At 70.7% G+C, this 21,433-nt stretch carries 12 protein-coding genes; 9 read left to right on the top strand and 3 right to left on the bottom strand.

The genetic code is table 11. From position 1 onward, the window contains the following. The first annotated feature begins 3 nt into the window (after window positions 1–3). From WCE37_RS04520 to WCE37_RS04500, 5 genes are all read left to right on the top strand, one after another. The gene (locus WCE37_RS04520; protein ID WP_343278326.1) at window positions 4–1,695 is read left to right on the top strand and encodes a glucoamylase family protein; all 1,692 of its coding nucleotides are present in this window, start codon (window positions 4–6) and stop codon (window positions 1,693–1,695) included. A 6-nt stretch (window positions 1,696–1,701) separates the two neighbouring features. Further along, entirely contained in the window at window positions 1,702–2,997 is a 1,296-nt protein-coding gene (locus WCE37_RS04515; RefSeq protein WP_343278325.1) for a sugar ABC transporter substrate-binding protein, read from the top strand. Then, complete coding sequence (locus WCE37_RS04510) at window positions 2,987–3,865, top strand: sugar ABC transporter permease (protein WP_343278324.1); 879 nt, start codon at window positions 2,987–2,989, stop codon at window positions 3,863–3,865. The genes WCE37_RS04515 and WCE37_RS04510 overlap by 11 nt, the downstream gene beginning before the upstream one ends. Next, window positions 3,862–4,698, top strand: coding sequence for a carbohydrate ABC transporter permease (locus WCE37_RS04505; RefSeq protein ID WP_343278323.1), 837 nt, complete (start codon window positions 3,862–3,864; stop codon window positions 4,696–4,698). Before WCE37_RS04510 ends, WCE37_RS04505 begins: the two co-directional genes overlap by 4 nt. A gap of 98 nt (window positions 4,699–4,796) precedes the next feature. Beyond that, entirely contained in the window at window positions 4,797–7,907 is a 3,111-nt protein-coding gene (locus tag WCE37_RS04500; RefSeq protein ID WP_343278659.1) for a discoidin domain-containing protein, read from the top strand. Between the two features lie 21 nt (window positions 7,908–7,928). Here the strand turns inward: WCE37_RS04500 and pgl are convergent, their stop codons facing one another. Next, a complete protein-coding gene (gene pgl, locus WCE37_RS04495) occupies window positions 7,929–8,666 on the bottom strand; it encodes a 6-phosphogluconolactonase (protein WP_343278322.1) in 738 nt (245 codons plus the stop codon). Window positions 8,667–8,722: 56 nt separating this feature from the next. Further along, window positions 8,723–10,099 (bottom strand): GH1 family beta-glucosidase, encoded by a 1,377-nt coding sequence (locus WCE37_RS04490; RefSeq protein ID WP_343278321.1) that lies wholly within the window; start codon window positions 10,097–10,099, stop codon window positions 8,723–8,725. A 112-nt stretch (window positions 10,100–10,211) separates the two neighbouring features. On the opposite strand from WCE37_RS04490, the gene ugpC reads away from it, so the two are divergent. After that, window positions 10,212–11,348 carry a sn-glycerol-3-phosphate ABC transporter ATP-binding protein UgpC gene (gene ugpC, locus WCE37_RS04485; RefSeq protein WP_343278320.1) on the top strand — a complete coding sequence of 379 codons (1,137 nt, stop codon included), beginning with the start codon at window positions 10,212–10,214 and terminating at the stop codon, window positions 11,346–11,348. Window positions 11,349–11,986: 638 nt separating this feature from the next. Here ugpC and WCE37_RS04480 read toward each other — a convergent pair. After that, a complete protein-coding gene (locus WCE37_RS04480) occupies window positions 11,987–12,820 on the bottom strand; it encodes a DNA ligase (protein WP_343278319.1) in 834 nt (277 codons plus the stop codon). 298 nt (window positions 12,821–13,118) lie between these two features. Here WCE37_RS04480 and WCE37_RS04475 point away from each other — a divergent pair, with 298 nt between their 5' ends. The 3 genes from WCE37_RS04475 (at window position 13,119) to smc (ending at window position 21,416) form a co-directional block, all read left to right on the top strand. Continuing rightward, entirely contained in the window at window positions 13,119–15,392 is a 2,274-nt protein-coding gene (locus tag WCE37_RS04475; protein ID WP_343278318.1) for a winged helix-turn-helix domain-containing protein, read from the top strand. 130 nt (window positions 15,393–15,522) lie between these two features. Beyond that, complete coding sequence (locus tag WCE37_RS04470) at window positions 15,523–17,760, top strand: hypothetical protein (RefSeq protein WP_343278317.1); 2,238 nt, start codon at window positions 15,523–15,525, stop codon at window positions 17,758–17,760. Window positions 17,761–17,903: 143 nt separating this feature from the next. Next, window positions 17,904–21,416 (top strand): chromosome segregation protein SMC, encoded by a 3,513-nt coding sequence (smc, locus tag WCE37_RS04465; RefSeq protein ID WP_343278316.1) that lies wholly within the window; start codon window positions 17,904–17,906, stop codon window positions 21,414–21,416. Window positions 21,417–21,433: the final 17 nt, after the last annotated feature.

The following is a 21,433-nucleotide window of genomic DNA, read 5'->3' as shown; positions in this document are numbered from 1 at the left end:
GCAATGCGAGCTGTTGGATTACATCGTTTGAAGTGTGTGCTGCCTTTGCTTGCGGTCGTGCTGCTTGCAGGCTGCGGGCGGGAGGCGCCTGAGTCCGAGGTATCACCTCCACGACCGGGGCCGATCGAGGAGGTGGTGGTGACCGCACCGCCTCCCGATGCCGTGGCGCCGGCCGCGGCCGGGCAGCTGCCGCCGCTGTTCGACGACATCGAGAAGCGCACCTTCCAGTTCTTCTGGGACACCACCGACGAGCGCAACGGCATGACGCCCGACCGCTTCCCGTCGCGGCCCTTCGCAAGCGTGGCGGCGATCGGCTTCGCGCTGACGGCGTACCCGATCGGCATCGAGAACGGGTGGATCAGCCGCCGGCAGGCGGTGGACCGGACCCTGCTGACGCTGGAGTTCCTGCTCGAGTCGCCCCAGGGGCCGGAAGAGACCGGCACCATCGGCCATCGCGGATTTTTCTACCATTTCCTCGACATGCGTACCGGCCATCGCTACGAGCCCTGGGTGGAACTGTCGAGCGTCGACACCGGGCTGATGATGCTCGGCGTGCTGTTCGCGCAGAGCTACTACGACGGCGATGGCCCGCGCGAGCAGCGGATCCGCGAGGTCGCCGACGAACTTTACCGGCGCATCGAGTGGCCCTGGCTGCAGCAGCGGCCGCCGCTGATCTCGATGGGCTGGTATCCGGAACGCGGCTTCATCGAGCATGACTGGACCGGCTACGACGAGGCGATGCTGGTCTACATCCTGGCGCTGGCCTCGCCCACGCACCCGATCGGGCCCGAGGCGTGGGACGCGTGGACTCGGACCTACGACGACAGCTGGGGCATTTTCCAGGGCCAGGAGTACCTCAGCTTCGCACCGCAGTTCGGCCACCAGTACACGCATGCCTGGATCGACTTCCGCGGCATCCGCGACGCCTACATGCGCGGCCGCGGCATCGACTATTTCGAGAATTCGCGGCGCGCGACCTATGCCCAGCGCTCGTACGCGATCGAGAACCCGATGGGCTGGAAAGGCTATGGAGCCGATGTCTGGGGTTTGACCGCCAGCGACGGGCCGCAGCGAACCGACGAGCTGTACCAGGGCGTGGTGCGCGAGTTCCGCCACTACAGCGCGCGCGGTGCCGGCATCGCGGTCGCGTTCGACGACGGCACCATCGCACCGACGGCCGCGATCGCCTCTCTGCCCTTCGCGCCCGAACTGGTGGTCCCGGCCACCCTGGCGCTGGTGGAGCAGCACGGCGACTACCTGTATTCGAGCTACGGCTTCCTGGATTCGTTCAATCCCAGCTTCGAGTACGACATCCCGCTGAAGACCGGACGCATCGTGCCGGGCAAGGGCTGGGTGGCCAGCGACTACATCGGCATCGACCAGGGGCCGATCCTGATCGGGATCGCGAACCACCGGCGCGAATTCGTGTGGAACGTGATGAAGCGCAATCCCCATATCCGCGCCGGGCTGGAGCGCGCGGGCTTCACCGGCGGCTGGCTGGCGGAGCTGCAGGCGCAGGATGAGGTGGAGGCCCGGGAGGACGCCGAGGCGCGGGCGCTTGAAGCGACGGACACCGACAGCGCGAAAGCCACGGGCGCAGACGCGGCGGGCCGCAGCGCTGCGGATGCCGGTGCGGGCGTGGAGAGCCGCCGCGATGTGCCGGCGCGCGCGCCACCTTCGCCGCCCGCGGACTGACCGGCGATGCCACCCATTCGCGCCGGCCTTGCCATCGTCCTGGTGTTGGCGGCAGTGGCCGGCCTGGCGGCAGGCTGCGCGCGGCAGGCTGCCGAGGGAACGACCACGATCCGCTTCTGGGCCATGGGGCGCGAGGCCGAGCTGGTCGCAGCGCTGCTGCCAGACTTCCAGCGCGAGCATCCCGACCTGCGCGTGGAGCTGCAGGCGATTCCCTGGAGCGCGGCGCACGAGAAACTGTTGACCGCCTATGCCGCCGACGCGATGCCCGACCTGCTGCAGCTGGGCAATACATGGATCCCCGAGTTCGCGGCGCTGGAGGCGCTGGAACCCCTGCAGGCGCGTATCGACGGGTCCGATGCCATCGCCGCGGAGGACTACTTCCCCGGCATCCTGGACACCAACGTCGTGGAGGGCAGCGTGTTCGGCGTGCCGTGGTACGTCGACACCCGGCTGCTGTTCTACCGCAAGGACATCCTGCGCGACGCGGGCGTCGCCGCCCTGCCACGCGACTGGGACGACTGGGCCGTGGCGATGGCCGCGGTCAAGCGCCACGTCGGCCCCGGGCGCTACGCGATCCTGCTGCCGCTCAACGAGTTCGAGCCTCAGCTGTCGCTCGCATTGCAGCAGCCCGACCCGCTGCTGCGCGAGCATGGCACCCGCGGCAACTTCGACAGCCCGGGCTTCCGCAGCGCGCTGGCGTTCTACGCAAGGATGTTCGACGAGGGTTGGGCGCCGGTGCTGTCGGAAACCCAGATCTCCAACGTCTGGGATGAGTTCTTCCGCGGCTTCAATGCCTTCTACCTGTCCGGTCCCTGGAATATCCGCGAATTCCGCAGGCGAGCACCTGCGGAGCTTGCGGACGAGTGGGGCACGCTGCCGCTGCCGGGTCCCGACGGTCCGGGTGCAGGGATCGCGGGTGGCACCAGCCTGGTGCTGCCGCGTGGCGGTGCGCATGCGGACGCGGCCTGGAAGCTCGTTGAATACCTCTCGCGGCCCTGCGTGCAGCGCAGGTTCCATGCCATGAGCGGCAACCTGCCGCCGCGTCGCAGCACCTGGGAGCATCCGGATCTGGCCAATGACCCCTTCGCCGCCGCGTTCCGCGACCAGCTGGAGCGCGTGCGGCCCACGCCCAAGGTGCTGGAGTGGGAGCGGATCGCCCAGGAGATGCGCCTGGTGACCGAACGCGTGGTGCGCGGCGGGTTGGCGCAGGACCAGGCCGTGCTCGAACTGGATGCCCGCGTCGACGCCATCCTTGCCAAGCGCCGCTGGATCCTGGCGCAGGAGGATGCCGATGCGCGCTGATGCCGCCGGCTGGATCTTCGTGGCGCCGGCGCTGCTGGTGCTGGGCCTGTTTTTCGCGCTGCCGGTGGCCTCGGCGCTGCTGCTGAGCCTGACCGACTTCGACCTCTACGCGCTTGCCGATCCGGCAAACCTGCGCTTCGTCGCGCTCGACAACTACATCGACCTGCTGCGCACGCCGATCTTCTGGAAGGCATTGTGGAACACCACGTATTTCGTGGTGGTCGGCGTGCCGCTGTCGATCGCGGTGTCGCTGGCGGCGGCGCTGCTGCTCGACTCGCAGCTTGCGCGCGCCAGGCCCTTCTTCCGCACCGCGCTGTTCGCGCCGGTGGTGACCACCCTGGTCGCGGTCGCGGTGATCTGGCGCTACCTGTTCCACACCAGCTACGGCCTGGTGAACTGGGCGCTGGGGCACATCGGCATCAGTCCGGTCGACTGGCTGGGCGACCCGCTGTGGGCGATGCCAACCATCATCGGCTTCGCGGTCTGGAAGAACTTCGGCTACAACATGGTGATCCTGCTCGCCGGCCTGCAGGCGATCCCGCGCGAGCTTTACGAAGCCGCGCGCATCGACGGCGCTTCCGCCTGGCGGCAGCTGGTGCACATCACGCTGCCATCGCTGGGGCCGGTGCTGCTGGTGGTGGCGGTGATCACGGTGTCAGGCTACTTCCAGCTCTTCGCCGAGCCCTATGTGATGACGCGCGGCGACCCGCTGCAGTCGACGGTGAGCGTGCTGTATTTGATGTTCGAGGAAGGCTTCAAATGGTGGAACCTCGGGCGCGCCTCTGCGGTGGCATTCATGCTGTTCCTGGTGATCCTGGGCGTGACCACGCTGCTGCTGCGCGCCGGGCGCAGGCGGGACCTGGTGTGAGCCGGCCGGTCGGCGGCAGGCGCCTGGACACGCTGCTGGTCAATGGCGCGCTGCTGCTGCTCGCGCTGCTGGCGCTGGCGCCGCTGGCGTGGATGGTCTCGGTGTCGTTCATGCCGACGGGCGAAGCCAGCCGCTTCCCGCCGCCGCTGCTGCCCGCCGCGACCACGCTGGACAACTACCGCGAGCTTTTCGCGCGCACCGGCTTCGGCCGCGCATTCGCCAACAGCCTGCTGGTGTCGCTGGCGATCACGCTCGGCTCGCTGGTTGTGAACACCGCTGCAGGTTACGCATTTGCCAAGCTCCGCTTCCGCGGCCGCGAGCGCCTGTTCCAGGTCCTGCTGGCGGCGCTGGTGGTACCGGCGCAGGTGGCGATGCTGCCGCTGTTCCTGCTGATGAAGCAGCTCGGCCTGGTGAACAGCCTGGGCGGCGTGGTGGTGCCGGCGCTGGCCGGCGTGTTCGGGATCTTCCTCGTGCGCCAGTACGCGCGCTCGATCCCCGACGCGCTTCTGGAAGCCGCGCGCATCGACGGCGCCGGCGAGCTGCGCATCTTCGTGCAGGTGGTCCTGCCGATGCTGAAGCCGGTGCTGGTGACGCTTGCGATCTTCACCTTCATGGCGGCGTGGAACGACTTCATGTGGCCGCTGATCGTGCTGGCCGAACAGCAGCAGTACACGCTGCCGGTCGCGCTTGCGGCGCTGTCGCGCGAGCACATCATGGACGTCGAGATGATGATGGCCGGCGCGGTGGTCACCGTGCTGCCGGTGCTGTTGCTGTTCCTGGGACTGCAGCGCTGGTACATGCAGGGGCTGCTCATGGGCAGCGTAAAGGGTTGAGGAGGATGTGCGCGATGGGTGTGCGGAGCGGAAACCGGTGGCCCCGGGGCCGGGTCGGAGCAGTGCTGCTGGCGCTGGCGGCGTTGGCAGGCTGGTCCATGGCGATGCCGGCGTTCGCCCAGGAAGCGTTGACCACGCGCCTGCTCGACGGCTTCGACGATCCGCGTGCGTGGAGCGTGGTGGCATCCGACCAGGTCGGCGCGGAGATTCGCGCCATCGATGGCGAAGAGGGTCGTGCCCTGTGCCTTGACTACGACTTCAACGGCGTCTCCGGCCACGCCGGCATCCAGCGCGCGCTGCCGCTCGAGTACCCTGGCAATTACCGCTTCGACCTGCGCCTGCGCGGTGAGGCGCCCGCCAACGACCTGCAGTTCAAGCTGGTCGACGCCAGTGGCGACAACGTGTGGTGGGTGAACCGCATAGACCAGGAACCGCCGCCACGCTGGACGCCGGTGCACTACAAGGCGCGGCACATTGTGAAAGCCTGGGGACCGGATCCGGATCCCGTGCTGCGCGCCAGCGCGAAGCTGGAGTTCGTGGTCTACAACCGCGTCGGCGGCCGCGGCTCGGTGTGTTTCGACGAACTCGTCTTCAGCGAGCTGGCGCCGGCCGACGACAGCCGCCTGGCCGCGACTGCGCTCGGCATCGCGGGAGACGCCGCTGCCATTGTCGACGGCGATCCCGCCAGCGCCTGGCGCGCGCCGACGGCCACCGGCGGGCAGCGCCTGGTGCTCGACCTCGGCAGCGTCCGCGAGTTCGGCGGCCTGGTGCTCGACTGGTTGCCCGCGGCACAGGCCTCGCGCTACCGCATCCAGCTGTCCGCGGACGGCATCGCCTGGGCCGACGTGCGCGAAGTGTCCGGTGGTGACGGCGGCCGGGACTGGATCGCGCTGCCGGAGTCCGAAGCGCGCTATGTCGCGCTGGACCTCCTGGCCGGCGTTGGACCGGACTTCGCGCTGGCCGAAACCACGGTGAAACCACTGGACTTCAGCGCCCACCCGAACGACTTCGTGCGCGCCGTTGCCGCAGACCTGCCGCGCGGCCGCTATCCGCGCGGCTTCAGCGGCGAGCAGCCGTACTGGACCATCCTTGGCCTCGACGGCGGCCTGCAGCAGGGCCTGATCGGTGAGGATGGCGCGGTCGAAGTGGCCCGCGGCGGCTTCAGCATCGAGCCCTTCGTGATCGCCGACGGCCGCCTGGTGTCCTGGGCCGACGCCACGCCGCGGCAGTCGCTGCAGGACGGCTACCTGCCGATCCCGAGCGTGGACTGGCGGCACGATGGCTTCTCGCTGCGGGTCACCGCGTTCGCCGCGGGCGACGCGGCGCGCTCGCAGCTGGTGCTGCGCTACCACCTGGCCAACACCACGGGACGTGCGCAGGAACTGCAGCTGGCGCTCGCCACGCGACCGCTGCAGGTGAATCCGCCGGCCCAGTTCCTCAACACCCTGGGCGGCGTCAGCCCGATCACCCGCATTGCGGTCGACGGCGGCATGGTGTCGGTGGCCGGCGTGCCGCGGGTGTTCGCCAAGCAGGTGCCCGCGGTCTCCTTCGCTTCGGCATTCGACGCCGGCGACGCCGTGCAGCACCTCGCCGCCGGCAAGCTGCCCTCGACCACGCGGGTGGTCGACGATCCCGCCGGCCTGGCCTCGGCGGCCCTCGTCTACCGCATGAAACTGGGACCGGGCGAAGTCGGCAGCGTCGACGTGATGGTGCCGATGACCGGCGGCAGCGGCCCGGCGCGGCGCTGGTGGGATGCGGAAGAGCTGCAGCACCGGGTCGCGGCGGAGTGGCGCGGCAAGCTCGACCAGGTGCAGCTGGACCTGCCGCCGCAGGGCCGGGCGCTGGCCGACAGCCTGCGCACCGCGCTCGCGCACATGCTCGTTTCTCGCGTCGGTCCGCGCCTGCAGCCTGGAACGCGCTCGTACTCGCGCAGCTGGATCCGCGACGGCGCGATGATTTCCGAAGGGCTGCTGCGGCTGGGACGCGCCGACACCGTGCGCGACTACGTGGACTGGTACGCGCCGTTCCAGTTCGACAACGGCAAGGTGCCCTGCTGCGTCGATGACCGCGGCAGCGACCCGGTGCCGGAGAACGACAGCCATGGCGAGCTGATCTTCAACATTGCCGAGTACTGGCGTTATACCGGCGACGACGCCTTCCTCGAGCACATGTGGCCGCACGTGCTGGCCGCCTACGAATACATGGAGGTGCTGGCCCTGAGCGAGCGCACCGAAGCCAACCGCGCCCTCGACGTCGCCTTCTACGGAATGATGCCTGCCTCGATCAGCCACGAGGGGTATTCGGCCAAGCCGATGCACTCGTACTGGGACAACTTCTGGGCGCTGCGCGGCTACAAGGACGCGGTGCAGGTGGCCGAGGCGCTCGGCAAGGATGCCGATGCCGCGCGCATGGCCGCATCGCGCGACCGCTTCCGCGCCGACCTGTTGGCTTCGCTGGATGCGGCCGCCGCCCGCCATGGCATCGACTTCCTGCCCGGCGCGGCCGAGCTTGGCGATTTCGACGCCACCTCGACCACCATCGCGCTGGCGCCCGGCGGCGAACTCGCCAAGCTGCCGGCCGACCGCGTGCGCAACACCTTCGAGCGCTACTGGCGCGAGTTCGCCCAGCGCCGCGACGGTGAACGCGAATGGAAGGACTACACGCCATACGAATGGCGCAACGTCGGCGCCTTCGTGCGCCTGGGCTGGCGTAGGTGCGCCTGGGAGGCGGCGCAATGGTTCCTCGACGACCGCGCGCCGCCGGCCTGGAACCAGTGGGCCGAAGTGGTGACGCCGACGCCGCGCACGCCGTTCTTCCTCGGCGACCTGCCGCACGCCTGGGTGGCCTCGGACTTCGTGCGCTCGGCGCTGGACATGTTCGCGTATGCACGCGAGGCGGACGACAGCCTGGTGCTTGCCGCCGGCGTGCCCGCTGACTGGCTCGACCAGGGGATCGGCGTGCGCGGCCTGCGCACGCCGCAGGGCACGCTCGACTATTCGCTGCGCCGCACGGGGGACGTGCTGGTGCTGGAGCTTGCGGACGGACTCGACTTGCCGCCGGGCGGCCTGGTGTTGCCGTGGCCGTGGGCCTATGGTGCGCCAGGCGCCACTACCATCGATGGCCGTCCGGCCGCGTGGGAGGCCGGAGAGCTGCGCATCATGGACGCCCCGGCGCGGGTCGAGATCAGGGGCGCGGAAAGCGGGCGTTGAGGCGGTCCGCCATTGCCCGGTTCACGGGCACCAGAGGATCCGCAGCGGCGCCCCGGGCGTGAGGAAGGCCATGCGCACCGGGAACTCCATCGGGTCGTCGCCGTCCAGCACGCGGTCGAGGAGCTCGCGCTTGCGCGCACCGCGGATCAGCAGCAGCCGCGTGTGCGCCGGCGCCAGGCCGGTGGGCGTCAGGCTCACCCGGCGCGTCCACGGTCCGGCGCCGGGGCAGCCGGTGGCATCGACGGCAACGTAGGGCCGGGGCGAGGCGAGGGCGTCGGCCAGCCCGGTCATGTTCGGGAACAGCGAGCCGGCGTGGCCGTCCTCGCCCATGCCCAGCACGACGATGCCGGCCGGATGCGCGGCATGCATGTTCGCGATGGTCACCGCTTCCTCGATGCTTCGCCCGGGCCGGGTGATCGACTCGAAGCGCGCGGCCTCGGCATGATCGGCGAGCAGCGACTCCCGGACCAGGCGCGCGTTGCTGTCGGGGTCGTCGGGCAGCAGCCAGCGTTCATCGACCAGGGCGACATCGACCCGGTCCCAGTCCAGCGGCGCGCGGGCGAGCGCGGCGTAGACCGGTCCCGGCGTGCGGCCGCCGGACAGCAGCAGCCGCGTCCGGCTTTCGGATTCCAGGCTGCGGCGCAGGGCCGCCGCCAGGGTCACGGCCGCCGCCCAGGCCCACTGCGTGCTGTCCTGGAACGCCTGGAATTCGACTCCGGCGCGCAGCTGGACGCCTCCGTTGGCGCCGGTGGCGCTCATCCCGCGGCTCCTTGGCGCTGGCTGGGAAATGCATGCATGCCGGGCGCCAGGGGCCTCTAGTAGGGAAGCGGGTCGGAGAGCGTGCGTCCGTTGCTGGCGATCACGTCGGAATACCAGCGCGCACTGTCCTTGGGCGTGCGCTCCTGCGTGCCGTAGTTCACATGCACGATGCCGAAGCGCTTCGAGTATCCGAGCGACCACTCCAGGTTGTCCAGCAGCGACCACGCCATGTAGCCGCGCACGTCGACACCGGCGTCGATCGCGTCGTGGATCGCGGTGATGTGCTTGCGCAGGTAATCGATGCGCAGCGGATCGCGTATGCGCCCGCCTTCGGCCACCGTCTGGTCGAAGAAGGCGGCGCCGTTTTCGGTGATGTAGACCGGCAGGTCGCCGTAGGTCCGCTTGAACCACAGCAGCAGGTCGGTCAGGCCCTGCGGGAACACTTCCCAGCCGGTTTCGGTATAGGTGCCCAGCGGCTGGCGCACCACGGCGGTCTTCAGCGGATAGCTGTCGCCGGCGGCGGTCACGCTGCGGGTGTAGTAGTTGATGCCGACGAAATCCAGCGGCTGCCGGATCAGTTCGAAGTCCTCCGCCGGCCAGTCCGGCCAGGCGTCGCCGAAGATCTCCGCAAGCTCCGGCGGGTAGTGGCCGAGCAGGGCGGGATGCAGGAACTGCTCGTTCATGTAGGCATGCGCTCGGCGCACGGCGGCGGCGTCTTCAGCCGAATCGCTGGCTGGGTATTTCGGCTCGATGTTCACCACCAGGCCGATCTCATGCTTGCCTTCGGCGCGATAGGCCCGCACCGCGGCGCCGTGCGCGCGCATCAGGTTGTGCGCGGCGATCGGCGCCTCGTAGCGGCTGCGGTGGCCAGGCGCCAACGCGCCGTGCAGGTAGCCGCCGTCGGTCACCACCCAGGGTTCGTTGATCGTGGCCCACTTCTTCACCCGGCCGTCGAGCGCGCGGTAGAGGGTGCTGCCGTAGTCGGCGAACCAGTCCGCGCAGTCGCGGTTGAGCCAGCCGCCGCGGTCATCGAGCGCCGCGGGCAGGTCCCAGTGGAACAGCGTGGCCAGCGGTTCGATGTCGTTGGCCAGAAGTTCGTCGACCAGGCGAGAATAGAAGTCCAGGCCCTTCTGGTTGACGCGGCCGGTGCCCTCGGGATGGATGCGCGACCAGGACACGCTGAAGCGGTAGGCCTTCAGCCCGAGCTCGCGCATCAGCGCGACGTCGTCCTTCCAGCGCTTGTAATGGTCGCAGGCGACGTCGCCGGTATCACCGTTGAGGGTCATGCCCGGCGTGTGCGCGAAACGCGTCCAGATGCTGGGGCCGGCGCCGTCGGCCAGCGGCGAACCCTCGATCTGGTGGGCCGCGGTGGCGGCACCCCAGAGGAAGCCCTCGGGGAAAACGAGGTCTCTTGCAGCAGTGGAATCGGACATGGGGCAGGGGCTCTGTGGGCTGATCGGCGCGCAGGAATGCGTTGAAAACGGTTACATTGCGAGGATAACGCACAGCCCCCGCAGCCGCACGACGGGGACACCCGGAGTGACGATGGCGCAGGTCAGGCTCGAACACGTCCGCAAGGTCTACCCCGACGGCTTCATCGCCGTCCACGACGCCTGCTTTGAAGCCGGCGACGGCGAGCTCCTTGTGCTGGTTGGACCGTCGGGCTGCGGCAAGTCGACCCTGCTGCGGATGATCGCTGGCCTGGAGACGGTCGACGGCGGCACGATCTCGATCGGCGAGCGGGTGGTGAACGACGTTGCGCCGCGCGACCGCGACATCGCCATGGTGTTCCAGAACTACGCCCTGTACCCGCATATGAGCGTGGCCGGGAACCTGGCCTTCGGCCTGAAGCTGCGCGGCATGGACAAGGCGGCGATCGCGGAGCGGGTTGCGGGCGCGGCGAAGACGCTGGGGCTGGAGGACATGCTGGAGCGCAAGCCGGCGGCGCTTTCGGGCGGCCAGCGCCAGCGCGTGGCACTCGGGCGCGCACTGGTCCGGCAGCCGCAGGTGTTCCTGCTCGACGAGCCGCTGTCCAACCTCGACGCCCGCCTGCGCGCGGCGATGCGGGTGGAGATCGCGCGGCTGCACCGCAGCCTCGGCACCACCATGGTCTACGTCACCCATGACCAGGTGGAGGCGATGACCCTGGGCCAGCGCATCGTGGTGCTCGACGGCGGCCGCATCCAGCAGGTCGACACGCCGATGGCCCTGTACGAGCGGCCGGCGAACCTGTTCGTGGCCACATTCCTGGGCAGTCCGGCGATGAACGTGATTCGCGGCCGCCTGGTGTCGGTTGACGGCGCGCCCGCGCTGGTGGCCGATGGCGATCTGCGCGTGCCGCTGCCCGGGCTGCGGGTGCCCGGCGATTGGGAGGGCCGCGAACTGGACATGGGCCTGCGGCCCGAGCACCTGCTGCGTGCGGACGCCCCGGCCGGCGTGGAAGCCGTTGGGGGAGGCGACGCCAATTTCGAAGCGCTGGTGGAAGTGGTCGAGCCGGTGGGCAGCGAGGTGTTCGTGAACCTGGAGCTGGGCGGGCATGCGCTGGTGGCGCGGCTGCCGCCCGGCGACCTGCCGCGTCCGGGGGAGTTGCTGTCGCTTCGGGTCGCAGTCCCCCGTCTGCATTTTTTTGATATCGACGATGGGCGCCGATTGGACCCGATGGGGCAGTCCCAACATCTTTGAATGGGTCTTTTCCCGACAGAGTGGGAGAGAGCCGCACCGCCAGCTTGGGCCTAGCGGCGCATCCCAACCCTGTGCCTGTGGGAGCGGCTATAGCCGCGATCGGCGACAGCGTCAGGCCGGTTGCCGCGGCGCTCGTACGCTGCCTTGGTGCAGGCTGCCGGGAAACCAGGAAACCAGGAAGCCTGATGTTTGGCGGCACTGCGGCACGATGCCTGCTGCCGCTCATGTCCTCCGGCTCCGGCCTTCGGCCGGAGCCTCCTCCTTGACTTCCCGTCAGCAGGCATCGCACCACAGGTCGTCACGCTGTCGGCTGCCGGATGCAGGGTGGCCGCCGCTGCCGCGCAAGCGCGACCGCTTTTGATCGTCGTCCCGAAGCCGAAGATGGCCGGAACCCGTCCCGTGCACAGGGGGTGTGCGTACAGCCGGCCATGGATGGCCGGCGGCCGGCCTTGGGAGCAGGACGCGGACAGGCCGGGGGAGCACACCCCCTGTGCGCGGGACGGGCGGCGCGGACCGCAACGGAGGCTCACGCCGCAACAAACTGGCCCGGCGCTGTCGCCGATCGCGGCTATAGCCGCTCCCACAGAGTCGGGGTGCGCCGCTCCAACGGGATCGGGGCCAGGGCGGCGTGTGAACCTTCAGTTGCCGGGTCCAGTGCCAGGTCCAGGGCCGGATCCGGATCCGGGGCCGGCATCGGACGGCGGCTCGCGCAGCCGCATGAAGCGTGCGAAGCGCGGCAATCCATTGATGGTCAGGCCGTTGTAGCGATAGGTCACCAGGCTGCCGAGCGGCGGCGGCGCGTCGCGCTCGGCGTCGCTGAGGCCACTGCCGAGGCGGAAACGCGCGCCGTCTTCGCGCTCCACCAGCAGGGCACCGACCATGCCGGCGTACTTGCCGCGACCTGGCAGATGCGCGACCACGCGCGCTTCGGCATCGTCGTGCGGCTTGAGCTTCAGCAGGCCGTCGCTGCGGCCGGGCATGTAGTGGACATCGCGGTGCTGCAGCATCAGGCCCTCGCCGCCGGCGTCGACCACTGCGCGCAGGCGGGCCTGCAGCTGCTTGTCGTCAGCGACCCTTGACTGCGCCACCGGCCGCAGCCAAGGGGGAGTGTCCGGGCCGGCGAGCGCGCGCATGGCCTGGACCCGCTGCTCGAAGGGACCGGCGTGGGCCGGGAGGTCGAACACGAGGAAGCGCATCGCGCGCCACGGCGCGTCATCGGCCGGCGGATTGCGTACCAGGCTGCTGGCCTCCTCGAAGCGGCCGCGGCCCAGCCACAGTTCGCCGTCCATCGGCTCCTCTGGCCAGCCCGCGGTGAACCAGGGCGGCGCGTCCACCGGCAGGCCACCGCGCGTCCACAGCCGCCGACCGTCCCAGCGCCCGCGGACGCCGTCGAGCTTTTCGCTCAGCCAGTAGTCCGCAATGGGCCCGGCAGGTATCGCGCCGGGCGCAAGCACCGCGGGCGCGGCGTGCATGAGATCGGCTGGCTGCGCGTGAATGGCCGTGGGGGCGAAGGCCGGCGCGGACATGCATGCGCAGGCGAGCGCGCCGCGAAGGAACACGCCTGTTCCAAGTGCCGGAGCCGTGGTCATCGGTATGGTCCATCCTCGGGAAAGGCAGGCCAGCCTCCCGCCTCGTGCCCACCCTGCATATCGGCGCGACGGCCAAGCCTGCATCGGTGAGTTGCCCGTGACGATGCCGGGTACTGCGCCGGGATCCGGCCAAGGGGCGTCGAATCGGCGATCATCGCAGCGTGCAGATCCGATCGAACCCATGAGCCCGCGCTACCGCTTCGGGCGCCACTTGCTGGACACGGCCACGCGCGAACTTCGGCGCGACGGAGAGCCGGTGGTGCTGCAGGCGCGCGTGTACGAGTGCCTGCTGTGCCTCATCGCCCACCGCGACCGCGCGGTGTCGCGCGACGAACTGGTGCGGGCGGCGTTCCGCCGCGCCGACGTGTCCGATGCCCAGCTCGGGCAGGTGATGGTGCGCACGCGGCGGGCGGTCGGCGACGACGGCCAGTCCCAGCACACCGTGCGCACGGTGCCGCGCTACGGTTTCCGCTGGATGATGCAGGTGGACGTCGAACAGGGCACGCCGACACCGGCCCCCGTTCCCGTTCCCGTTCCCGTTCCCGTTCCCGTTCCGGCCAGCATGGAGCCGCCCCCTCGACCTCCGCCGCCGGACCCGCCCCGCCCGGGCGATTCCGGCCGGCCCGGCCGGCTACGCCAACGGTCGGCTGTCGGATCGTTCGCGCTCCTCCTGTTGGCGGTCTTCGCGGCCACGGCATGGTGGGCGACGCGCCAGCGACCTCATGCAGGACCGCTGGACGCGGTTGTCGCCGGCAGTGGGGCGACGGTGCCGGTGCAGGACGCGCTGCTGGTGCTGCCGACCCGCGTGGAGGACGGCGACGATGTCGCCTGGGTGCGGCTTGGCCTGATGGACTACCTCGGCGACCGGCTGCGGCGCAGCGGCCTCGTGGTGCTGTCGAGTGAGTCGGCGCTGGCGGCGGACGCACGCGAGGGGGGCGACGGGCCCGCCCAGTTCCGCGCCATGCTGGGACGCGGCTGGCGGGTGGAAAGCGCGGTGGCGCGGAACGGCGCGGCGTGGCGTGTCCGCCTGACTGCAGGGGACGGCGGGGGCATGACCCACGCCGCGGCCGGAGAGGCCGGCGACCTGCTCGAAGCCGCGCGCCTGGCGGTCGATCGCTTGGCCCCGAGGCTCGGCGGAACGGCGCTGGCGGATGCCGAGGCCACGGACCTGGCCGAGCGCCTGCAGCGTGCGCGAGCGGCGATGCTGGCCAACGAGCTCGAGGCCGCACGCGGCATCCTGCTTGCCGCGCCCGAGCTGCAGCGCGCACAGCCGCGGCTGCAGTACCAGCTGGCGCGGGTGGATTTCCGCGCCGGCGAACACGCGCGGGGCCTGGCGCGCCTGGAGCGCCTGCTGGAAGAGGATGCCGTGCCCGATCCGGTGTTCCGCGCGCAGGTGTTCAACGCGCGCGGCGCGATGCTGCTGCGCCTGGAGCGGCTTGACGAGGCGGAGGCGGCGTATGACACCGCGATCGCGCTGGCCGCGGAGTACCCGGCCGAGCTCGGCCAGGCCCTCAGCGGGCGCGCGGTGGTGTACGCGATGGACGAACGCTTCGACGCGGCCCTGGCCGACTTCGGCCGTGCCCGAGTGACGCTGCAGCGGACCGGCGATGCCCTGGCGGTCGCGAGGGTCGACGCCAACATGGGCATCCTCGAAGCCGATCGCGGCCGGCCGGCCCAGGCCCTGGCCTTCCTGGACGAAGCCGAACAGGCGTTTTCGGCAATGGGGGCGGTGAACGAACTGGCGACCGTGCTGGCAGCGCGCACCGACGCCGAACTCGGCCTGCTGCGGGTGGAGCAGGCGCTGGCGGCAAGCGGGCGCGGCCTGGCGCTGCGCGACCGCGTCGCCGACCCGGCGCAGGCGCGGGCGCTGCTGCAGGCGCGGGCCGGGGCGCTGCGGGTCGCCGGCCGGCTGGACGAGGCGGCGGACATCCTCGCGAGCCGTGGCCCGCCAGGCCCCGGTCTCACGCTGCAGCTCGAGGCGGCGCGGCACGAGGTTGCGCTGGCCCTCGACCGCGAACGGCCGGACGAGGCCCTTGCGTTGGCTGATGCGGCCCTCGCCGCCGTTCCCGTCGGCGTGCATCCGGAGGCCCGCGCCTGGCTGCTGCTGCGCCGCGAGCAGGCCGCGCTGCGCCTCGATCGGCCGGTGCGCATGGCGGCGGAGGCCGATCTGGGGGCGTTCGTGCCCGACCGGCTGCGGCGCGCACTGGGCGTGCAGCAGGCGGGACGGCCAGCAGCCGAGGTGGACGCCGCATTTGCCGACGCCCTGTCACTGGCCGAGCGCGAGGGCGTGCCGTCCGACATCGCCGACGTCGTGCTCGCCTACGCCGACTGGCTGCTGAAGCAGGAGCGGCAGGCCGAGGCCGCGGCGCTCGCGGGGCGCGTGGCGATCTGGGCGCCCGCCGTCCCGTCGCTGGCGGAGCTGCAGGTGCGGGTCGCTGCCGCGATCGCCGGATGACGGTGGAGTTCGCCCGCAAGTGTCTGATTTCAAGCGCAATGATCATGTAACAGTCATGCGTCTGGAGTGTCCGGCAGCAGGTCGGGTCCCAAGGTCGGTGATCCACCCCAGCAAGACAGAGGATCCGTACGTGAAGCCGAATCCGTTTCTCACTGCCGCGCTTGCGGCTGCCATGGCCTGCACCCTCGCCGCGGGCGTCGAAGCCGCCGAGCCGCTCAGGCTCAACCTGCTGCGCGGCGGCGGGATCGCGGCTGCCCCGGTCGTTTCCGGCGAGCTTGCCTACGTCCCGACCGGCCGCGTGATCGCGACCTGGAACTACGCCCGACCTGATCGACCGGTGCGGCTGGAGACCTCGGACGCCGTGGGTGGCCCCATCAACGGCTTGGTGCGCGTCGGCGACCACCTTTACGCCAGCTGGCGCGGCGACAACGGTCGCAGCGGCGTCGCCACCTGGTCACTGGCCGACCCGCGGGTCCCGCGCCTGGTGCGCGATGACGAGGCCTACCTCGATAGCGATCGCACGCTGCGCGCCCTCGGCCTGACCACGGCCAACGACCATCTCTATCTGTTCGACGATGGCCACGGGCTGCTGGTCGGCAAGCTCGACGATCCGGAGGCGCCGGTCTTCGCGGCCAGCGCCGTGGGCAGCCTCCCGGCCCAGTTCACGGACCTGGCGGTCCACGGCAACACCATCCACGCCAGCGGTCGTGGCTGGTTGGGCAATACGGTCTACACCCTGTACGACGTGTCCGCGCCTGGAGCCCCGGTGGTGGCGTCGAGCCACGGCCTGGACGGCCTCGACACATTCCGGGTCGTCAGCGGCCCGGAGACCGCGGTCGGCATCGGCAACAACCTGTCGGTCTTCGACACGGCCGCGGGCATGGCCCAGCGTGGCTCGATCGAGATTCCCGCCGCCACCGCCGGCGCCCGCCTGGGCGACCATGTCTACAGCTTCGGCTACGGGCCCGGGATGGGGATCTGGAACGTGGCCGACCCGGACGCGCCGCAGGCGGTGGCACAGTCCACGATCGATGCCTTCGCCGGCAGGCGGGCCGTGCCGCTGGGCGAACAGGGCATGTTGCTGCAGACCGGCACCGATCTCATGCATGCGCTGGACGTCGGCCAGCCCGGCAAGCCGCAGCTGGTGGCCACCGGCTGGCTCCCCGGCGGCGTCCGCGCCGTGGACGCCGCGATCCATGACGGAAAGACGGTGCTGCTGCAGGCGAACTACGGCCTGACGGTTAACGACCCGGATACGCTGGCGCCGCTGGCGCGCGTGGAGGCCGGCCTGCCGAAACTGCTGGAGGGCCGCAGCTTCGAACAGATGGCCATGGCGGGCGACATCGCCTGGATGGCGGCCTGGGGCTACGGGCTGGTGGCGGTGGATCTCGGCGCGCAGGGTGGGCCGAAGGAGGTCTCGCGGCTTCCGTACCAGTTCGCCGCGACCATCGCCATCGAAGGAACCCGTGCCTGGGTCGGCCGCTGGACCAATGAAGGCGGGCTGGCGACGGTCGACATCGCGAAGCCCGGCGCGCCGGCGCTGCTGTCGGAGATCCCGCTCGCCAACCAGCCGTACCGCCTGCATGCCGGCAATGGCTACCTCTACATGGCCCAGGGCGCGCAAATCGAATCCGGATACCCGGGCGGCATGATCGTCTTCGACGTGTCCGGCAGCGGGGCGCCGCGGCAGCTTGCCCACGTCGACGACGGCTGCGGCGCAGCCTTCGATCTCGCCGTCGACGAGGCCATGGACCTGGCCTACCTGGCCTGCGGAGAGGGCCTGCGTGTGGTCGACATCGCCAATCCGGCGGCGCCCGAGGTGATCGGGCGCTACTCCCCGGGCAGCGGCTTGGGGGACTACACCCGCGTGGCCCAGGCCGGCGAACTGGTGTGGTTCGCGGACGCGGAAGGCCTGCACGAGCTTGACGTCAGCGATCCCACCAGCCCGGAGCTGCGGAAGCTGACGTCCTTGGGTGGTGCCGCGCCGCAGCGCCTGCTGGCCACCGGAGACCAGCGCCTCCTGGCCCTGGGCGGCGACACCGGCGTCCACGTGCTGGGTCCGGATGCCCGGCTGCTGCGCGCCGGGGAAACGGTGCGGGGCCTGTCCGGTGCGGAAGGCGATTCGTTCCTGTTCGCCGTCCGGGTGCCGGCCGGCGTGCGCAACATGACGGTGCTCAGGGGCGGTGGTGGTGGCAGTGGTCAGCTGCGCATCGAGTCCCGCCACCAGGCGGTGCCGGAGGATGGCGCCGCCGATGGTTCGACCAGCGGCCGTGGCCTGCGCATCCAGGCGGCGGAGCCGGGCCTCCACTACATCCGTGTCACCGGACTGCAGGCGTTCGCCGGGGTCAGCCTGTACGTCGTCTTCTGAGGCTTGGGGGTAGCGGCATCCGGCCCAGCCGGGTGCCGCTATACTGCGGTGCTGCTGCCTCCGGGCCGCATTCCCGCTGCATTTCCCCGAAACCGACCGCCGCCACGGCCCGCCCGTGTGCCGCCGAGGCAACCGACCGCCGCATGCGCCTGTCCACGATCAAGCTCTCCGGCTTCAAGTCATTCGTCGATCCGACCACGCTCCACCTGCCGACCAACATGACCGGCGTGGTGGGCCCCAACGGCTGCGGCAAGTCGAACATCATCGACGCCGTGCGCTGGGTGATGGGCGAGAGTTCGGCCAGCCGTCTGCGGGGCGACTCGCTGACCGACGTGATCTTCTCCGGCTCGACCTCGCGCAAGCCGGTCTCGCAGGCCACCGTCGAGCTGATCTTCGACAACAGCGACCACACCATCACCGGCGAGTTCGCGGCCTTCAACGAGATCTCGGTCAAGCGCCTGGTCTCGCGCGATGGCCAGAGCAACTACTACCTCAACGGCGCCAAGTGCCGCCGGCGCGACATCACCGACCTGTTCCTGGGCACGGGCCTGGGGCCACGCAGCTATTCGATCATCGAGCAGGGGATGATCAGCCAGATCATCGAGGCCCGGCCCGAGGACCTGCGCGTGTACCTGGAGGAGGCCGCCGGCATTTCCAAGTACAAGGAGCGGCGCAAGGAAACCGAGACCCGAATCCGCCATACCCGCGAAAACCTCGATCGTCTCAATGACCTGCGCGAGGAAGTCGGCAAGCAGCTGGGTCATCTCGCGCGGCAGGCGCGGCAGGCCGAGCAGTACACCGCCATCCAGGCCGAACGCCGGATCCGCGAGGCCGAGTGGAAGGCGCTGGAATTCCGGGCGCTGGATGCGAAGCTGTCGCGTCTGCGCGAGGGGCTGTCACAGGAAGAGACCCGCCTGCAGCAGCTGATCGCCGAGCAGCGCGAGGCCGAACGCGAGCTGGAAGAGGGGCGCGTGAAGCGCGAGGAGGCCATGGAGGCCCTCAACCGCGCCCAGGCCGCGGGCTACGAGGTCGGCGGCACGCTGGCGCGCATCGAGCAGCAGATCGCCCACCAGCGCGAGCTGTCGCAGCGCCTGCTTCGCGCCCGCGAGGAGGCAGAGGACGCGATCGCCGAGCTGGCGCAGCACATCAGCGGCGACGAGGAGCGCCTGGCGATCCTGGAGGAGTCGGTCGCCGAGGCCGAGCCCGCGCTGGAAGCCCTGCGCGAGAGCGACGAAGCCCGCCAGGACGCCCTGCGCGAAGCCGAGGCCGCGCTGGCCGACTGGCAGGAGCGCTGGGACGCCCACAGCCGCGAATCCGCCGAGGCCGCGCGCGCGGCCGATGTCGAGCGCACCCGCGTCGACTACCTCGACCGCCAGTCGCTCGACGACGACCGCCGCCGCGGCGTGCTGTCCGCCGAGCGCGCGGGCCTGGACCTGGACGCGCTGGCGGAAGCCTTCGCCGGCGTTGCCGAAGAACACGAGACGCAGAAGCTCGCGCTGGAAGGCCTCAACGAAGGCCTGGACGTGCGCAAGCAGGCCGCGCTCGACCTGCAGGACCAGCAGCGCGCCAGCCAGCAGGAGATCTCCGACGTCCGCAAGCAGGCGCAGGAAGCCCGCGGCCGGCTGTCCTCGCTCGAGACCCTGCAGAACGCCGCGCTTGGGCAGGAGCAGGGCGCGGCCATGGCCTGGCTGCGCCAGCACGGCCTGGATTCCGCCACCCGCGTGGGCGAAGCGCTGGAGGTCGAGGCCGGCTGGGAGAACGCGGTCGAGGGCGCGCTGGGACAGATGATCGAAGGCGTGCTGGTCGAGAGTCCGGAGGCGCTGGTCGACGCATTGGCGGATCTCGGCGATGGCCGCATCGCGCTGGTGTCGTCCGCACATGCCGATGAAGGCGGGGCTACGTTCGCGCCGACTTCGCTGGCCGCGCGCGTGCGCGGGCCGCTGGCGATCCGCCGGCTGCTGTCGCGGCTGCACGTGGCCGATTCACTGGCCGAGGCGCGCGCGCTGCAGGCGCGGCTGGAGCCCGGCGACTCGGTGATCACTCCGGACGGCGAGCGGCTTGGCGCCGGCTGGCTGCGGGTGCTGCGCTCGGGCGCGGCGCGCCAGGGTGCACTGCTGCGCGAGCGTGAGATCCAGGCCCTGCGCGAAAGCATTGAAACGCTGCAGGCGCGCGAGGCCGAACTTGAAGAGGCGCTGGCCAGCGGCCGCGAGCGCCTGCTGGCGGCCGAACAGGCGCGCGAGGACACCCAGCGCCAGCTTTACCACGCGCATCGCAGCGTGTCGGAGCTTGCCGGCCGGCTGCAGGGCCAACAGGGCCGGCTGGACGCCGCACGCAACCGCATCGAGCGCATCGATGCCGAACTCGCCCAGCTTGGCGAGTCCATCGCCGGTGGCGGCGAGCAGGCGCGCGAGGCGCGCGGCCGGCTCGAGGACGCCGTGTCGCGCATGGCCGAGCTCGAAGGCGTGCGCCGCGAGTTCGAGGCCGAGCGCGCGCGCCTGGCCGCCGCCCGCGATCAGGCGCGCACCGCGGCGCGTGAATCGCGCGAACAGGCCCATGCCCTGGCGCTGCAGCTGGAAACCCAGCGCACCCAGGCCAACGGACTGCGCCAGGCCCTGCAGCGAATGGGCGGCCAGCGCGGCCAGCTCGACGGCCGCCTGGATGAGATCAGCGCGCAGCTCGCCACTGGCGATACCCCGATCGATGAGCTTGAACAGCAGCGCCAGGCCGCACTCGCCCAGCGTGTCCATGCCGAACAGGTCCTGGCGCAGGCGCGCACCGCGCTCGACGCCGTCGACGCCGTGCTGCGCGGCAACGAACAGGTGCGCCACCAGCGCGACGAGCAGGCCATCGCCCAGCGCGAGGCCATCGCCCAGCGTCGCCTCGACCAGCAGGCGCTGGTGATCCACGCCGAACAGCTGACCGCCGCCGTGGTGGAGGCTGGCTTCGTGCTCGACGACGTGGTCGCGGGCCTGGCCGACGATGCCGAAGCCGGCGCCTGGGGCCGCATGGTCACCGACTTCGACGCCAAGCTCCGCCGCCTGGAGCCGGTCAACCTGGCCGCGATCCAGGAGCATGCCGAAGCCGCCCAGCGCAAGGAGTATCTCGACAGCCAGGACGCCGACCTCACCTCGGCGCTGGACACGCTGGAGGACGCCATCCGCAAGATCGACCGCGAGACCCGCGGCCGCTTCAAGGACACCTTCGACCGCGTCAACTCCGGCGTGCAGGAGATCTATCCGCGTCTGTTCGGTGGCGGCCACGCCTACCTGGAGCTCACCGGTGAGGACCTGCTCGACACCGGCGTCGCGATCATGGCGCGGCCGCCGGGCAAGCGCGTGTCCAACATCTCGCTGCTGTCCGGCGGCGAGAAGGCGATGACCGCCGTCGCGCTGGTGTTCGCTATCTTCCAGCTCAATCCCGCGCCGTTCTGCCTGCTCGACGAGGTCGACGCGCCGCTGGACGAGGCAAACGTCGGTCGCTTCAGCGCGCTGGTCACCGAGATGAGCGAGAAGGTGCAGTTCCTGTTCGTGACCCACAACAAGTCGACGATGGAAGCCGCGAAGCAGCTTTCGGGCGTTACCATGCGCGAGCCCGGCGTCAGCCGGCTGGTGTCGGTCGACCTTGCGGAAGCCGCACGCCTGGTCGGCGCCGCCTGAACCAACAAGGGAGAGCA

This window comes from Luteimonas sp. MJ250 (assembly GCF_039548455.1).
Classification (GTDB): Bacteria; Pseudomonadota; Gammaproteobacteria; order Xanthomonadales; family Xanthomonadaceae; genus Luteimonas.
The sequence above is the reverse complement of the archived record's forward strand: the minus strand, read 5'-3'. Positions and strand labels throughout refer to the sequence as shown.

Bases quoted from the DNA above. Each gene is read 5' to 3' on its own strand.
- WCE37_RS04510 (WP_343278324.1), top strand. From the start codon at position 2,987: ATGCGCGCTGATGCCGCCGGCTGGATCTTCGTGGCGCCGGCGCTGCTG.
- WCE37_RS04515 (WP_343278325.1), top strand. From the start codon at position 1,702: ATGCCACCCATTCGCGCCGGCCTTGCCATCGTCCTGGTGTTGGCGGCA.
- pgl (WP_343278322.1), bottom strand. From the start codon at position 8,666: ATGAGCGCCACCGGCGCCAACGGAGGCGTCCAGCTGCGCGCCGGAGTC.
- smc (WP_343278316.1), top strand. From the start codon at position 17,904: ATGCGCCTGTCCACGATCAAGCTCTCCGGCTTCAAGTCATTCGTCGAT.
- WCE37_RS04475 (WP_343278318.1), top strand. From the start codon at position 13,119: ATGAGCCCGCGCTACCGCTTCGGGCGCCACTTGCTGGACACGGCCACG.
- WCE37_RS04490 (WP_343278321.1), bottom strand. From the start codon at position 10,099: ATGTCCGATTCCACTGCTGCAAGAGACCTCGTTTTCCCCGAGGGCTTC.
- WCE37_RS04520 (WP_343278326.1), top strand. From the start codon at position 4: ATGCGAGCTGTTGGATTACATCGTTTGAAGTGTGTGCTGCCTTTGCTT.
- WCE37_RS04480 (WP_343278319.1), bottom strand. From the start codon at position 12,820: ATGCACGCCGCGCCCGCGGTGCTTGCGCCCGGCGCGATACCTGCCGGG.
- WCE37_RS04500 (WP_343278659.1), top strand. From the start codon at position 4,797: ATGGCGATGCCGGCGTTCGCCCAGGAAGCGTTGACCACGCGCCTGCTC.
- ugpC (WP_343278320.1), top strand. From the start codon at position 10,212: ATGGCGCAGGTCAGGCTCGAACACGTCCGCAAGGTCTACCCCGACGGC.